The organism is Thermotoga sp. Cell2, from assembly GCF_000789375.1.
Classification (GTDB): domain Bacteria; phylum Thermotogota; class Thermotogae; order Thermotogales; family Thermotogaceae; genus Thermotoga; species Thermotoga petrophila.
The window spans coordinates 688,866-703,995 of the sequence record NZ_CP003409.1; the positions used below are offsets into that span (position 1 = coordinate 688,866).

Consider the following 15,130-nt stretch of genomic DNA (forward strand, 5'->3'; position numbering starts at 1 on the left):
GGGAGAGAGATTGATAGGAGAAAAGATCATTTCTTTCGAATCCATAGACTCCACGAATCGTTTCTTGAAAGAGAATTACCGCTTCTATCCCGATGGCACGGTAGTGGTTGCGTTGGAGCAGACCTCAGGATACGGAAGAAACGGAAGACACTGGCACTCTCCAAGGGGTGGACTATGGTTCTCTGTGCTTTTCAAACCGAGAAAGTCACTGGAGCTTTCGTTTTACACAAGGGTGTTCTCAGTAGCGGTTGTGAAGACTCTTGAAAACATGAAAATACACGCGAACATAAAGTGGCCCAACGACGTGTACATAAACGGGAGAAAGCTCGCAGGAGTTCTCTCAGAGGGAATTTTTGAAGGTGCAAAACCTCTCGCCGTTGTCGTGGGAGTGGGGATGAACGTGAACAACGAAATCCCAGCCGAGTTGAAAACAAGAGCGATCAGTCTGAAGGAAATCACGGGAAAAGAAATCAGCGTTGTGAAACTCATAGAGTCGATATTGAAGAACGCACGCGTGATTTTCAGAAAGTATTCAAAGAAAAAAGAAGCTCTGACGAGGATCTGGAAAAGATACCTTCTTCAGAAAGAAGGAGATATCATATCTCTGGAAGGAAAGAAAGGAAAGATCGTAAAGATAAACCCTGACAGTCTGTTAATAGACTTCGACGGAGAGATCAAAAAGGTTTACTCACTCTCTCCTCACTGAGGATTTCGTAGCCTCCGTTTCCCACAACCCTTAGGGTTATTTTCTTGGTTGGTAAGAACACCTCCACGATGTCTCCGTCCTTTACCTCGTACGAGGCTTTCGCGGGTCTTCCGTTCACCAAAACTCTCTGCCCTTTCAGAAGTTTCTGGGCAATCGTTCTTCTCTTCACCACCGAGATCTTGAGAAACAAATCTAATCTCATGAATTGCACACCCTTTCCAAAAGCTCATCGTCGCTCATTGAGAAGGGGTCTTCTCCTTTCAAAACTAATCTTCTCATAACCAGCATCTTGCTCGTGAAGAAGCGAGGGTCGTATTTTTCAAGGAATTCCATTCTGGTCCCGTCGAAGACCTTCTTTCCCTTCTCGAGTACCACCACACGATCCACGTGATTTATAACTGTTTCGATATCGTGAGAAATGAGAATGACCGTCTTTCCAAGGGTCTTCCACTTCTCAACAATTCTCAGAAGGTCTGTTTTCCCTTCCCGGTCCAGCCCCACTAAAGGCTCATCGAGGATGAGAATATCCGGTTCGTGAACGATCACAGAAGCGATCGCTACTCTTCTCTTCTCACCGCCGGACAGGAAAAACGGCACTCTGTCTTTGAAAGAGTCGAAATCCAGTCCCACGAACTCCATCGCTTTCTTCACCAGGGGAACAGGATCCCTATCTGGATAGAAGTTTTTCACGGCGAAAGCCACTTCGTCAAAAACCTTCTCCGCGAAGAACTGATCCTCGGGATACTGGAAAGCGATTCCTATGTTCCTTCTTATCTCGTAACCTTTCTTTCTTTCTCCGTCGTAAAGCACGGCACCTGAAGTGGGTTCTATCAAACCTGCTACAATTTGAAGAAGGGTCGACTTCCCAGATCCCGTGTTCCCAGCAACAAGGAGACATTCTCCTTCGTTTATCACAAGGCTTACATTCTCGAGTGCTTTTTTCTCCAAGGGTGTTCCCCTGTGAAAGATGTGAGAGACGTTGACTACTTCTATTCTCATGTTGAAAATTATATCACGTGGTAAAATTTAACGAGAGGTGAATGACTCTATGAACATTGTTGAACGATTGAGAGATCTCTGGAAAAAGATTGTAGAATTATGGAATTCTATGTCTCGAGAAAGGAAATTCCTCGTGGGAGGAATAGGGATTGCCCTTGTAATAACGATCGTTCTGTTCGCCGTTGTAGCGTCCGTTCCTCACTACAGACTCCTTGTGGCTGGCCTCAACGAAGACGAGGCAGGTGTGATCATCCAGAAGCTCGAGGAGATGAACATTCCTTACAAAGTATCCCCTGGGGGAGATATATACGTTCCCGACAGTTACAACGTCTATGAACTCAGAATGAAACTGGCGTCTGAAGGGGTTCTTGGAAGTTCAAGGAAAGGTTTTTCGATACTCAACGAAAACTCCTTCGGGGCCACGAGCTTCGACAAGCAGGTCAAATATCAGATCGCTTTACAGGAGGAACTCGAAAGAAGCATCATGACGATAAAAGGTGTGAAAGATGCAAGAGTTCACCTGGTCCTTCCGAAGTACACCTATTACGTTCGTGGTGAGATGGCAGAACCTCGAGCATCAGTTCTCGTAGTCTTGGAACCCGGTGCAGAACTCACCCGCGAACAGGTGAGAGGAATCGTTGAGCTCGTCTCAGGAGCCGTTGAAGGGTTGAAACCGGAGAACGTGAGGGTAGTGGATAACTACTCCAGATCGCTGAGCGATATGTTAGAAACAGACGAAGGAACTTTCCTTGCCTCCAGCAAACTGGAATTGAAACAACAGCTTGAAAAATACTACGAAAGCAAAATAAAGAAAGCACTGGAAAGTGTCTTCGGCCCTGGAAGGGTGGAGGTAATACCAGACATATCCATCAACTGGTCCAAGATAGAAACGGAGATGAAAAAGTACGAAGCACCTGCCAGAAGAGAAGGTCTGGTGAGGAGTCAGGAGACGCAGGTGGAGAAGAGCCAAAACCTTTCTCCAACCGGAGGACCAGCGGGAACGGATTCGAACATACCGCCTCTCACCTATCCATCAGCCACATCCGAAGGAACGAGTACCTACGAACGAACCCATACCATCACCAACTACGAATTGAACGAAGTGTATCAGAAGATAATACAGAATCGCGAAGGGGAGATCTCCTCGCTTTCCGTCGCCGTCATAATCGATGCCTCTTCTTCTGTCCTGCAAAACAGCAGTGACTGGAGCGGTGTGATAAACGATCTCGTGGAAAAAGGGGTGGGCTCCATAACGTCTTCCGCCTCTCTCAGCGTCGCGGTTGCCTTTTTGCCATTCGATCGCTCCATCGAAAGAGCTCTTCAGGAAGAGTTGAAACAGATTAAAACGAGAAGAAGGTTCATCCTGTACTCGGTGGGAATAGCCCTGCTTGGATTTCTCACGTTCATACTCATCTATCTTGTGATCGTTCAAATAAGAAGAATAAGGGCAAGAAGACTCGCAGAAGAACGGAGAAGAAAACTGGAAGAAGAGGTGAAAGAAATCCTCCAGGAAGAATTGAAGGAGGAAGAGGTATCGCCAGAAGAAAAGGAACTGCTCGAACTTGTAGAAGAGCTGGAGAACATCTTTTCCCGTTCACCTTCCGACATCGCCGAGATAGTCCGACTGTGGTTCTTTGAAAGGGGATGAGGATATGCCCGAGAAAAAGACTGATGGTAAAAGAAAGGCCGCAGTCCTTCTGGTGGCCCTTGGACCCGAAAAAGCAGCCCAGGTGATGAAACACCTTGATGAGGAAACGGTGGAACAGTTGGTGGTGGAAATCGCAAATATTGGAAGGGTTTCTCCAGAGGAAAAAAAGCAGGTTTTGGAAGAATTCCTGAGCCTCGCCAAAGCAAAAGAAATGATATCAGAAGGTGGTATAGAGTACGCAAAAAAAGTTCTGGAAAAAGCATTCGGGCCTGAAAGAGCAAGAAAAATCATAGAAAGGTTAACCTCTTCCTTGCAGGTCAAACCTTTCAGCTTCGTAAGAGACACAGATCCCGTCCAGCTCGTGAACTTTCTCCAAAGCGAACATCCGCAGACTATAGCGGTTGTTCTGAGTTACCTTGATCCCCCTGTCGCGGCTCAGATTCTTGGAGCGCTTCCCGAAGAGCTTCAGACAGAAGTTCTGAAGAGAATAGCCCTGCTCGAACGCACTTCTCCAGAAGTTGTTAAAGAGATAGAAAGGAACCTGGAGAAAAAGATCTCTGGATTCGTGAGCCGAACGTTCAGCAAGGTAGGTGGAATCGATACAGCTGCAGAGATAATGAACAGCCTGGACAGAACCACTGAGAAGAAGATCATGGACAAGCTGGTTCAGGAGACCCCCGAACTGGCCGATGAGATAAGAAGAAGGATGTTCGTCTTCGAAGACATTCTGAAGCTCGACGACAGATCGATACAGCTTGTGCTGAGGGAAGTGGACACGAGGGATCTGGCCCTCGCTTTGAAAGGAGCCTCCGACGAGCTGAAAGAGAAGATATTCAAGAACATGTCAAAGAGAGCTGCCGCGTTGCTGAAAGACGAACTCGAATACATGGGTCCTGTGAGACTCAAAGATGTGGAGGAAGCCCAGCAGAAGATAATAAACATCATAAGAAGGCTGGAAGAGGCCGGCGAGATCGTTATCGCAAGAGGTGGAGGAGAGGAGCTGATCATGTAGTATGCTTCTCAGAAAGGATGATGTGTTCTACATAGACCTTCCGAGAAAAATAGAAAAAGAAGAAAAAGCGGAAGAAGAAAAAACAAAAGAGAACACAGCAGAGGAAATCCAAAAGATCAAAGAAATTAGAGAAAAGATCCTCTCCGAAGCTCAGGAAGAGGCCAGAAAAATCATTGAAGGTGCCAGAAAAGACGCAGAGGAAATCTTAAGCAACGCCTACAACGAGGCTGAAGCTTTAAAGCTTGAAGCAAAGAAAGTCTTAGAAGAAGCAAAAACAATGAAGGACGATTTCCAGAAATACATTCTTGCTTTGAAGGAAAAGATCCAGAAACAAGTAAACCAGAGAATAGAAGAGATACTTCCAGAGCTTCTCGATATACTCAAGATCCTCTTCAAAAAGATCCTTGAAAAGGAAATGGACGAGTCAGCAGTGGAAAGAAAGTTGAGGAGCGCTTTATCAAAATTAGTGGGCATCAAAAATGTGAAGATCAGGATAAATCCAGAAGATGCAAAAAAACTGGACCTCAGTGAAGTCAGCAAAGAAACTTTGATACCGGATCCCAATGTAGAAAGAGGCGGCGTCATCGTCGAGACAGATTTTGGAATCCTGGACAAAACGTTCTCTCATCAATGGGAACTCGTGGAGGATATCTTCGAAGAGGTGGTAGGATTTGAAGGATATACTGAAAGAACTGAAAAAGAAGTTGAGTGAAGAAGATTTCAATAAATTCAACGGAAGGGTCACAAGAGTGGTAGGGCTCACCGTGGAATCAAAAGGACCAGACGCTTTTCTTGGAGAAATGTGTAAAATTTCACTTCAAAACGGCAAGAACGCACTCGCAGAGGTGGTTGGTTTCAGGGAAGAAAGCGTTATTCTCATGCCTTACGAGGATGTCTCCGGATTGAAGATGGGCTGTGAAGTCATCAGAACTAACAAAGTACTCGAAGTCGGTGTCAGCAGAAAGATGATCGGAAGGGTGTTCGATGGCCTGGGACGTCCAATAGATGGAAAGCCCTTCGTTCCGGAAGACAGATACCCTCTGACCAACAACCCTCCAAACCCTCTGAAAAGACGAAGAATAAAAGATCCTCTACCAGTGGGCATACGATCGATAGATGGCCTCATAACAGTGGGCAAGGGCCAGAGAATAGGGATTTTCGCGGGTAGCGGTGTTGGGAAAAGCACACTTCTTGGAATGATTGCACGAAACACAACGGCGGATGTTAACGTGCTGGCTCTCATCGGTGAGCGCGGAAGAGAGGTCAGAGAATTCATAGAGAGGGACCTTGGAGAAGAGGGGCTGAAGCGGTCCATACTGGTGGTCTCAACCTCCGATCAGCCTGCCCTTGCCAGAGTGAAATCTCTTCTCACCGCCACCAGTATAGCGGAATTCTTCAGAGATTTGGGATACGATGTTCTTCTGATGGTGGACTCTCTCACCAGATGGGCCATGGCCCAGAGAGAAGTGGGACTCGCAGTGGGAGAGCCTCCCACCACCAGGGGGTATCCACCAAGTGTTTTTGCCGGCCTTCCAAAGATACTCGAAAGGGCAGGAAACTCAGATAAAGGCAGCATAACAGCGATTTACACCGTGCTCGTTGAAGCGGACGATTTCAACGAACCCATTTCCGACACTGTCAGATCCATCGTAGATGGACACATAATTCTTTCGAGGAGACTTGCCGAATCGAATCACTACCCAGCAGTCGACGTTCTTGCAAGTGTGAGCCGATTGATGAACGATATCGTCACCGAAGAACACAGAGAGGCGGCGAACCGCCTCCGATCGCTGATGTCGGCTTATGAATCCGCAAAAGATCTGATTGAAATCGGTGCTTACAAGAGTGGGACCAATCCACTCGTTGACAAAGCTGTGGAAATGAAAGACGAGATCGATTCCTTTCTGAAACAGGGTGTCTTTGAAAAAGCTTCATTCGAGGAAACCCTTCAGAAACTTCTGGATCTATACCTGAGATCTCTTGACTAAGTAAGTCATGTCTCCTACCATCATGAAGAGTTCGTCGATGTTTTTCAGAAAGCTCAACCTGTTCACTCTCAAGTCGTCCCTCTTCACCATCACAAAGACATTGTCGAAGTACTCGTCTATGTAGGGTTTCAATTCGATCAGATACTGAAGCGCCTCACGGTAGTTCAACCTCTCCAGAGCTTTCAAAACTTTTTCTTTGACTTCGTAGAACTTGTTCATCAGCTTTTTCTCTTCTTCTTTCTCAAAGAGGGCTCCATCGAATTTGGTGGAGTCGTGATTCTTCGTTATGTTGTGGACTCGCTCAAATCCAACGAACAGGTCTTGAAACTCGGGTTTTTCAGATATCTCCTGGAGGGCTTCCGCAGAGAGGATCCCGCGAAGGGGCTTCTTCCACAGGTGATTCACCGCTCTTGCCACGTCGAAGGATATTCCAAGTTCGTTGATCAGAAACTGATAGAACCTGCCTGCAAAGAACGTTTCCAGTTCTTCAGAAAGATGGTACTTCACCAGTGAAGAAGCGAAAGTGAGAAGCTCTTCCAGAGAAATATCCCACTCGTTCTTCCTTATGATCCTGAAGATTGTGTCAGCTTTACTTTTCAGGCCATACGGATCTTTAGAACTCGTGGGAACGTTGCCTATGGCGAAATTTCCCACGATGGTGTCGATTCTATCCGCTATTCCAAGAATGGAACCTATCACTGTCTGTGGCTCTTCGGAGTAATGATCTTCTATGGCCGTTGCTATTTCTTCGTTTATTCCCTCCCTCAGGGCATAGATCCTGCCCATAACACCTTGTAGCTCCGGGAACTCGTACACCACCTTCGAAGCGATGTCTGCTTTGCATATAGAAGCGGCTTCCAGGACCTTCTGTGTGAACATCTCTGGAAGTTTCAGATCTTCACAGAGCCTCTGCGATATTTTCTTTATCCTTTCCACCTTGTCGTAGAGTGTTCCGAGTTTCTCCTGAAAAACGATTTCTTTGAGCTTTTCATTCATCTTTTCCAGCGGAGTCTCGAGATCCTTCTGGAAGTAGTATCGCGCGTCTTCCAATCGAGCGTTTATGACTCTCTCGTATCCCTTAACCACGTTCTCCGGTGGCTGTGGACCGTCTTGAAAAGCCACAAAGGTGTTCGTCAGGGTCTCTTTATGTGCTATAAAAGAGCGCTGGTGATGTTTCACGGCGGTCACTATAATCTCTTCTGGAAGTTCGAGATATTTTCGGTCGAACTGCCCAACAACGATTCTGGGATACTCCGTTATCGCCACTATCTCTTCGATGAGTTCTTCATCGCGTTCAATCTTCATACCACTTCTTTTTTCAAATTCATCGATCTGTTCGAGGACGAATTTTTTTCTCTCCAGATGGGAAGAAATCACGAATCCCTTTTTGAGAGATTCGTAGTACCTTTCCGGATCTGGAATTTCGATCGATCCAGCGTGATACCTTTTGCCGTAAGAGATTCTGGACGATCTAAGACCGAAGATTTCTAGGTCAAGAACTCTTCCATCAACCATCGCCACAATCCAGTGAACAGGTCTGATGTATTCGTGTTCACCGGAACCCCATCTCATGGGTTTCCTGAAATTCAAACCAAGAACGAGATCTCTGAACAGATCTGGGAGAACTTCTTCGACAGGCTTTCCTTCAACAACTCGCGATAAATAGATGTACCCCTCCCTGTGAACCACGTTCTCCAGGGAAGCGTTGTTGTTCCTCAAAAACCCTTCGAGCGCTTTGGTCGGTTTACCGTTTTCATCGTAGGCAACGTTCAGTGGTGGACCTTTCTTCTCTTCTGTAAAATCCTCCTGTCTCTCCGGGAGATTCTTGAGAATCACACCAAAACGTCTGCTTCCAACGAAGACTTCAGCAGATCCGGAAGAAATTCTGTACGCTTTGAGAAGTTCAGTCGACCTTTCCTCGAGCTGTTTCAGAATACTGTGGAATTCGCTCGCGGGAAGTTCTTCGAGTCCCACTTCAAGCAGGGCTGTTCTCATTAACCTGCACCTCCAGAAAAACTCTCGCAACCTTTCTTGCCATCGCCTGAATACGTTTCACGTAGGTTTGTCGCTGAGAAACACTTATCGCTCCGCGTGCATCGAGAAGGTTGAACGTGTGAGAACATTTCAACACATAATCGTAAGCAGGGAGGTAGAGATTTTTTTCCACAAGTCTGTAAAACTCCTTCTCGTATTCATCGAAATGCCTGAAAAGGAGTCCTACGTTGGCTTCTTCGAAGTTGAAAACCGAAAATTCTCTTTCGTTTTCAAGGAACACATCACCGTATTTCACGTTTTCATTCCACTGTACCTCGTAAACGTTATCGACTCCCTGAAGATACATGGCGATCCTTTCCAGCCCGTAGGTTATCTCGAGAGGAATGTCCTTCAGAGAAATTCCACCAATCTGCTGGAAATATGTGAACTGGGTTATCTCCATGCCGTCTAACCACACTTCCCAACCAACACCCCACGCTCCGAGGGTGGGAGACTCCCAATTGTCCTCCACGAATCTGATGTCGTGTTCCTTCAGGTTTATACCGAGGTACTCCAGGGACTCAAGATACAGTTCCTGAGAGTTTTCAGGGGAGGGTTTTATGATCACCTGGTACTGGAAGTACCTCTGCAATCTGTTGGGATTCTCTCCATATCTACCATCGGTCGGCCTCCTGCTCGGCTGAACGTAGGCCACTTTCCATAGACCTTTTCTCAGACTTCCAAAGAACGTGGCGGGGTGAAACGTTCCGGCACCGACTTCCATATCGTAAGGTTGTTCCAAAAGACAACCTTTAGACGCCCAGAAATCGTTCAGTTTCATTATCACATCCTGAAGATACATCCTTCACTCCCCTTCCTTCACAGCGATCGCTTCTATTTCTATTTCTACGTTTCTCGGAAGTTGAGCAACCGCCACAAACGACCTGGCGGGCCTGTGGTCTCCAAAGTATCTGGAATACACCTCGTTGACTCTCTGGAAGTAGTCCATACTGGTCGTAAACACCGTTACCTTCACAACGTCCTTCAGGGAGAAACCGCCCGCCTCCAGTATTGCTTTCAGATTTTCCAGAACTCTCTCAGTCTTTTCTTCTATGGTGCCCTGAACGAGATCACCATTTTCTGGATCTATGGGAATTTGACCAGAAACGAACATCATGTTTCCGACAACGACCGCCTGAGAGTACGGACCTATGGCCTTTGGAGCCTTATCGGTTTCGATAAAGCGCTTCATACTACCCCCTCCACCTGAACACGGGTTTCTTCGAAGCGAGCACTTCGTCGACTCTTCGAACCGGTGTGTTGTGAGGAGCGTTTTTCAAAACATCGGGATTCTCATAGGCTTCTTTTACTACTCTTTCGAGGATTTCGGCATACTTATCCAGCGTTTCTTTGTTTTCAGTCTCAGTTGGTTCTATCATGAGTGCTTCCAGAACGATGAGTGGAAAGTAAACTGTGGGAGGATGCACACCAAAGTCCAGTATTCGCTTCGCAATATCCAGTGTCCTCACACCGGTTTCCCTGAACACTTTCTCCGCGCTCGCTACAAACTCATGCATGCAGAACCCGTTGTATGGAATCTCCAAGAACTTCTCAATTTTTTTCTTCAAGTAGTTCGCGTTCAAAACGGCCATTTCACTCACTCTTTCAAGGCCGTCTCTTCCCATCGTGAGAATGTACGTGTACGCTTTTACGAGAACTGGGAAATTTCCAAAGAAACTCCTCACACGTCCTATGGTCTTTTCAGGAACGAAGAGTTCGTAAAGTTCTCCGTTCTTCCTTACCTGGGGGAAGGGCAGAAAATCCACCAGATGCTTTTTCACACCAACTGGCCCAGATCCGGGCCCTCCCATTCCGTGGGGAGTGGAAAACGTCTTGTGCAGGTTCAAATGGACGATGTCGAACCCCATGTCTCCTGGTCTCACTTTACCCATGACCGCGTTGAGGTTCGCACCATCGTAATAGAGAAGGGCACCACACTCATGCGTCATTTCTGCTATTTTCAGTATGTCCTTTTCGAAGAGCCCAAGCGTGTTTGGATTTGTGAGCATTACCGCAGCCACTTCTTCATCCAGTAGTTTTTTCAAATCTTCCACGTCCACCATACCGTTTTTGCTCTTTATCTCCACCACCTCAAAACCGACCATCGAAGCGGATGCTGGGTTGGTACCATGTGCAGAATCCGGTACGAGAACTTTCTTTCTTCCGGTGTCCCCTCTGCTTTTAAAGTACTCTCTCACTATCAGCATTCCTGTGAGCTCCCCGTGAGCTCCAGCAGCGGGTTGAAGTGTCATGTCATCCATTCCCGTTATCTCACACAGCATTTCTTTCAGCTCGTACATGAGCCGAAGACTGCCCTGAACAGTTTCGACAGGCTGATACGGGTGTATCTCTCTGAATCCTTCGAGATTCGCAGCTTTTTCGTTCAGTTTGGGATTGTACTTCATGGTGCAGGAACCGAGGGGGTAGATTCCGAGATCCACAGAGTAGTTCTTTCTGGCAAGATCTGTGTAATGCCTCACCACATCAGGTTCGCTCACCTCGGGAATCTCCGGAGGTGTCCTTCTGAGAAATCGATCCGGAAGCGAATATTCTGGAATGTCGCTCTCGGGAAGCCGGAATGCTTTTCTTCCCTTTTTGGACCTCTCGAATATCGTCATTTCATCGCCTCCAGGAGCTTTTCTATATCCTCTTTGGAAATCACCTCTGTGGCACATGCGAGTGCTGTGTCTCCAAGTTCCGGGTAAAAACCCTTCAGAGGCAAAGGCCCAAGGATCTTTTTCGCCATCATCCACTTCCACCGCTCAGGATAATCCTCCGGCACGTTGAAAACGAACTCGTTGAAAAATTCTCCCGAAAAGCGCAGTTTGAATCCCATTTCTTCCAGTCTTTCCTGGAGGTAATGAGCGGCGCTGTAAGAACGCCTGGCTACCTCCCTCAGACCGTCAGGCCCCATCACACTCATGTAAACAGCCGCGATCAGAGCGGCGTGGGCATGGTTGGAACATATGTTCGAAGTGGCTCTGGCGCGCCTTATGTGCTGTTCTCTGGTCTGAAGGATCATGGTGTAGGCTGTGTTACCGGCTTGATCCACGGTCTGTCCAATCAATCTCCCTGGCATCTGCCTCACGTACTTCTCTCTTGTGGCAAAGATTCCAAGGGAATATCCTCCGAACCACATGGGAAGTCCCAGCGACTGGCCCTCACCAACCACGATGTCTGCCCCGTAGCTTCCTGGAGGTTCCAGAAGAGCGAGTGAAACTGGTTCTACAACCACTATCAGCAGAGCGTTACCCGATCGGCTCCTGACATAATCGAGATCTTCTATGACTCCAAAGAAATTGGGATACTGAACGGCTATCGCTGCCGTTTCCTCATCGACCTCTTCTAACAAGACCCTTCCCGTTTCGTCGTATCCGGCTTCCACCACGGTGAAACCTCTTTTTTCGAGATAAGTTCTCAAAACTGCTCTGTACTCGGGATGAACGGACCTTGCCACAACCACTTTTTCCTTTCCGGTGAGTCGAAAACTCATCAAAGCCGCTTCTGCCAGAGCGGTGGCTCCATCGTACATGGACGCGTTCGCCACTTCCATTCCCGTTAGTTCGCATACCATGGTCTGGTATTCAAACAGAGCCTGGAGGGTTCCCTGGGATACCTCCGCCTGATACGGTGTATAAGCGGTGAGAAAATCGGGCTTCATCGCAAGATCGTAAACGACCGTAGGAACGTACCTTTTATAAACCCCAGCTCCGAGAAAGACAGCGTAGTCTTCAAGAGAAGCGTTCACCTCAGAAATCTCTTTCAACCGCTTGAAAACACTGAACTCATCTCTGGATTCCGGAATATTCAGAGACGACCTGGCAGAAACGGGAATTGAAGAAAACAAATCCTCTATGGAAGAAACTCCTATGAACTCCAACATAGCACGGATATCTTCATCCGTGTGTGGAATGTAAGGATAGTTCATTGAGACACCTCCGGATTTCTATGAGAAACTACTCCTGAGCACAGAATTCCTGATAAGCCTGTTCATCCAGAAGATCTTCGAGTTCACTTTCATCGGATATTTCCATTTTGAAAAGCCAGCCCTCTCCCTCTGGATCCCTGTTCAAGAGTTCTGGTTCAGTATCGAGTTTCTCGTTCACTTCCACGATCTTCCCACTGAGAGGAGCGTACACGTCCGCCGCGGCTTTCACGGATTCTATACTCGCCACAACTTCCCCTTTCTTCACCTCTCTGCCGACTTCAGGAAGATCCACGTAGACCACATCACCGAGCTGTTCCTGAGCGTGATTCGTGATTCCAACCGTTGCTACCTTGTCCTCAACTACCACCCATTCGTGAGTTTTCGTGTACTTTTTCATCTTCAAACCTCCCTCCTCACACTGCCTCTGTAAAATGGTTTTTTTACTACCAGAGCTTCTACAAGCTTTCCACCAGGAAACGCCACTTCCAATTGGTCTCCAACTTTCACCGATTTTGAAACGAGAGCCAGCGCTATCGACTTCCCAAGAGTTGGAGAGAAGTTACCACTTGTGATCTCTCCCACTCTCTCTCCATTCTTTAAAACTTCATAGCCTTTTCTTGCTATTCTTTTTCCTGAGAGCTCAAGTGCCACGAGTTTTCTTTCCACTTTTTCCTTCGCTTTCAATAGCGCTTCCTTCCCCACGAAGTCTTTGTCCAGTTTTACAACCCAGGAAAGCCCCACTTCTAAAGGATTCGTACTCTCATCCATGTCCTGACCGTACAACAAGTAGGTTGCTTCGAGTCGACAAACGTCCCTCGCCCCAAGACCTGCGGGTCTGCCGTCGATTTTTCTGAGCAGATTCATCAGAGCATCCCAGACTTTCGGTGCATCCTTCGCTTCAAGCATCAGTTCGAAACCGTCTTCACCTGTGTATCCCGTTCTTGAGACAAGAGCCTCTACACCGGCTACAATACTCTTTCTGAAAGAATAATAGGCAATTTCCTCGAGACTGTCTTCAACTAGCTCCTGGAGGGTCTCCTGTGCCTCGGGGCCCTGAAACGCTATGAGGGCGGTTGTATCTGAAATGTTCAATATTTCGACATCGAAATTCTTCGAATGGGATTTTATCCAGTTGAAGTCCTTTTCAATGTTTGCCGCGTTCACCACCATGAGAGCTTCATCAGGACTCACCTTGTACACAACAAGATCATCGATGATTCCACCGTTTTCATTGCACATGACAGAGTAAATCGCTTTACCATCCGGAAGTGAAGAAAAGTCGTTCGTTATAAGAAAGTCAATAAAAGAAACCGCCTCGGGTCCCTTAACGAGAAATTCCCCCATGTGAGAGACATCGAACATCCCCACCGATTTTCTGACCGCCATCACTTCTTCGAATATGGATGTGTAATAAAGAGGCATCTCCCACCCCGCGAAATCCACCATTTTCGCACCGAGTCCAACGTGCTTTTCAAACAGTGGTGTTCTCTTCATTCCCGCATCTCCTCCAGAATTCTCTTTGCTTCTTCTAAAAATTCCTCTGGTACTTTTATCACCATGAGGGCTGAAGAACCAAAAATCGCTCTCGGTGTAACATCATCACACGTTTCAACTACGTAAGGTATTTCGTTTTCTTTCAATATATCTTCGATCATCTTTACCTCCAGTTCACTTCCCTCAATTAAAGTTTCCCACCTCAAAATTTTAATCCTCCTTACACCAAGATTCAGAGTTTGTTAATATCACAGAGAAGTGGTAAATTGACATAGGGAACCCATGTACATTTTATCACTTTTGACGCATATGCTAAACTCTCATTGAAGAGAACAAACAGTTTACGGGGAGGCTGATTGCCTTGAAGAAGATAGCAGTTCTTACAAGCGGTGGAGACGCACCTGGAATGAACGCAGCTGTGAGGGCGGTCGTCAGGTACGGCGTCAGGCATGGGCTGGAAGTGATAGGTGTGAGAAGAGGTTACTCAGGCCTCATCGACGGTGACTTCGTAAAACTCGAATACAAAGATGTGGCAGGAATCACAGAAAAGGGTGGAACAATTCTGAGAACTTCCAGATGTGAGGAGTTCAAGACAGAAGAGGGCAGAGAACTCGCTGCGAAACAGATAAAAAAACATGGTATAGAAGGACTTGTTGTCATAGGTGGTGAGGGGAGTCTCACCGGCGCTCATCTCCTTTACGAAGAGCACAAAATACCCGTCGTCGGTATCCCAGCGACCATAGACAACGACATCGGATTGACCGACATGTGCATAGGTGTGGACACGTGTTTGAACACGGTGATGGACGCTGTTCAAAAGCTCAAAGACACTGCCAGTTCGCATGAGAGAGCTTTCATTGTGGAAGTCATGGGGAGACACTCCGGCTACATCGCTCTCATGGCGGGACTGGTGACTGGTGCAGAAGCCATCATAGTACCAGAGATTCCTGTGGATTATTCACAGCTCGCCGATAGGATCCTCGAAGAAAGAAGAAGAGGAAAGATCAACAGCATAATCATAGTCGCTGAAGGTGCAGCGAGTGCCTACACCGTTGCAAGACACCTTGAATACAGGATAGGCTACGAAACGAGGATTACCATCCTCGGACACGTACAGAGAGGTGGCTCTCCAACGGCTTTCGACAGAAGATTGGCACTAAGTATGGGAATTGAAGCGGTCGATGCCCTTCTGGACGGAGAGGTAGATGTGATGATAGCTCTTCAGGGTAACAAGCTCGTGAGAGTCCCCATAATGGAAGCGCTCTCTACGAAAAAAACGATCGACAAGAAACTCTACGAAATAGCCTATATGCTTTCATGA

General features: G+C 47.1%; 16 protein-coding genes. 6 read left to right on the forward strand and 10 right to left on the reverse strand.

Features of this window, described 5'->3' with window-relative positions:
• Nucleotides 1–10: 10 nt before the first annotated feature.
• Nucleotides 11–706, forward strand: a complete 696-nt coding sequence (locus CELL2_RS03525; protein WP_011943304.1) for a biotin--[acetyl-CoA-carboxylase] ligase — start codon at nucleotides 11–13, stop codon at nucleotides 704–706.
• On the opposite strand, the gene CELL2_RS03530 is transcribed toward CELL2_RS03525, so the two are convergent.
• Nucleotides 675–908, reverse strand: coding sequence for an RNA-binding S4 domain-containing protein (locus CELL2_RS03530; RefSeq protein WP_008193867.1), 234 nt, complete (start codon nucleotides 906–908; stop codon nucleotides 675–677). The two genes, CELL2_RS03525 and CELL2_RS03530, sit on opposite strands and share 32 nt — an antisense overlap.
• Entirely contained in the window at nucleotides 905–1,705 is an 801-nt protein-coding gene (ecfA2, locus tag CELL2_RS03535) for an energy-coupling factor ABC transporter ATP-binding protein EcfA2 (protein ID WP_038033346.1), read from the reverse strand. The genes CELL2_RS03530 and ecfA2 overlap by 4 nt, the downstream gene beginning before the upstream one ends.
• Before the next feature lie 49 nt (nucleotides 1,706–1,754).
• Here ecfA2 and fliF point away from each other — a divergent pair, with 49 nt between their 5' ends.
• Genes fliF through fliI form a run of 4 tightly spaced genes read left to right on the forward strand, consistent with a single transcriptional unit; the run spans nucleotide 1,755 to nucleotide 6,353 of the window.
• Entirely contained in the window at nucleotides 1,755–3,353 is a 1,599-nt protein-coding gene (fliF, locus tag CELL2_RS03540; RefSeq protein ID WP_038033344.1) for a flagellar basal-body MS-ring/collar protein FliF, read from the forward strand.
• A gap of 4 nt (nucleotides 3,354–3,357) precedes the next feature.
• Nucleotides 3,358–4,365 (forward strand): flagellar motor switch protein FliG, encoded by a 1,008-nt coding sequence (gene fliG, locus CELL2_RS03545; RefSeq protein WP_012310706.1) that lies wholly within the window; start codon nucleotides 3,358–3,360, stop codon nucleotides 4,363–4,365.
• Between the two features lies 1 nt (nucleotide 4,366).
• Nucleotides 4,367–5,077 carry a FliH/SctL family protein gene (locus CELL2_RS03550; protein ID WP_038033343.1) on the forward strand — a complete coding sequence of 237 codons (711 nt, stop codon included), beginning with the start codon at nucleotides 4,367–4,369 and terminating at the stop codon, nucleotides 5,075–5,077.
• On the forward strand, nucleotides 5,037–6,353 hold the full coding sequence (gene fliI / locus CELL2_RS03555; protein ID WP_038033341.1) for a flagellar protein export ATPase FliI: 1,317 nt from the start codon (nucleotides 5,037–5,039) through the stop codon (nucleotides 6,351–6,353). Before CELL2_RS03550 ends, fliI begins: the two co-directional genes overlap by 41 nt.
• Here the strand turns inward: fliI and glyS are convergent.
• The 8 genes from glyS to CELL2_RS03595 are packed head-to-tail and all read right to left on the reverse strand — an operon-like array spanning nucleotide 6,330 to nucleotide 14,015.
• Nucleotides 6,330–8,348: a glycine--tRNA ligase subunit beta gene (glyS, locus tag CELL2_RS03560; RefSeq protein ID WP_038033339.1), complete on the reverse strand. Its 2,019-nt coding sequence runs from the start codon at nucleotides 8,346–8,348 to the stop codon at nucleotides 6,330–6,332. The genes fliI and glyS overlap by 24 nt on opposite strands.
• Nucleotides 8,329–9,189, reverse strand: coding sequence for a glycine--tRNA ligase subunit alpha (locus CELL2_RS03565; protein ID WP_011943312.1), 861 nt, complete (start codon nucleotides 9,187–9,189; stop codon nucleotides 8,329–8,331). Before CELL2_RS03565 ends, glyS begins: the two co-directional genes overlap by 20 nt.
• A 3-nt stretch (nucleotides 9,190–9,192) precedes the next feature.
• Nucleotides 9,193–9,579, reverse strand: coding sequence for a RidA family protein (locus CELL2_RS03570; RefSeq protein ID WP_011943313.1), 387 nt, complete (start codon nucleotides 9,577–9,579; stop codon nucleotides 9,193–9,195).
• A 1-nt stretch (nucleotide 9,580) separates the two neighbouring features.
• On the reverse strand, nucleotides 9,581–11,005 hold the full coding sequence (gcvPB, locus tag CELL2_RS03575) for an aminomethyl-transferring glycine dehydrogenase subunit GcvPB (protein WP_038033335.1): 1,425 nt from the start codon (nucleotides 11,003–11,005) through the stop codon (nucleotides 9,581–9,583).
• Entirely contained in the window at nucleotides 11,002–12,315 is a 1,314-nt protein-coding gene (gcvPA, locus tag CELL2_RS03580) for an aminomethyl-transferring glycine dehydrogenase subunit GcvPA (protein ID WP_038033331.1), read from the reverse strand. Before gcvPA ends, gcvPB begins: the two co-directional genes overlap by 4 nt.
• A 28-nt stretch (nucleotides 12,316–12,343) precedes the next feature.
• Entirely contained in the window at nucleotides 12,344–12,718 is a 375-nt protein-coding gene (gene gcvH, locus CELL2_RS03585; RefSeq protein ID WP_128080917.1) for a glycine cleavage system protein GcvH, read from the reverse strand.
• Nucleotides 12,715–13,809: a glycine cleavage system aminomethyltransferase GcvT gene (gene gcvT, locus CELL2_RS03590; protein WP_011943317.1), complete on the reverse strand. Its 1,095-nt coding sequence runs from the start codon at nucleotides 13,807–13,809 to the stop codon at nucleotides 12,715–12,717. The genes gcvH and gcvT overlap by 4 nt, the downstream gene beginning before the upstream one ends.
• A complete protein-coding gene (locus tag CELL2_RS03595) occupies nucleotides 13,806–14,015 on the reverse strand; it encodes a putative signal transducing protein (protein WP_008193898.1) in 210 nt (69 codons plus the stop codon). Before CELL2_RS03595 ends, gcvT begins: the two co-directional genes overlap by 4 nt.
• 155 nt (nucleotides 14,016–14,170) lie before the next feature.
• Between CELL2_RS03595 and pfkA the strand changes: the two genes are divergently transcribed.
• Nucleotides 14,171–15,130 (forward strand): 6-phosphofructokinase, encoded by a 960-nt coding sequence (gene pfkA / locus CELL2_RS03600; RefSeq protein WP_038033328.1) that lies wholly within the window; start codon nucleotides 14,171–14,173, stop codon nucleotides 15,128–15,130.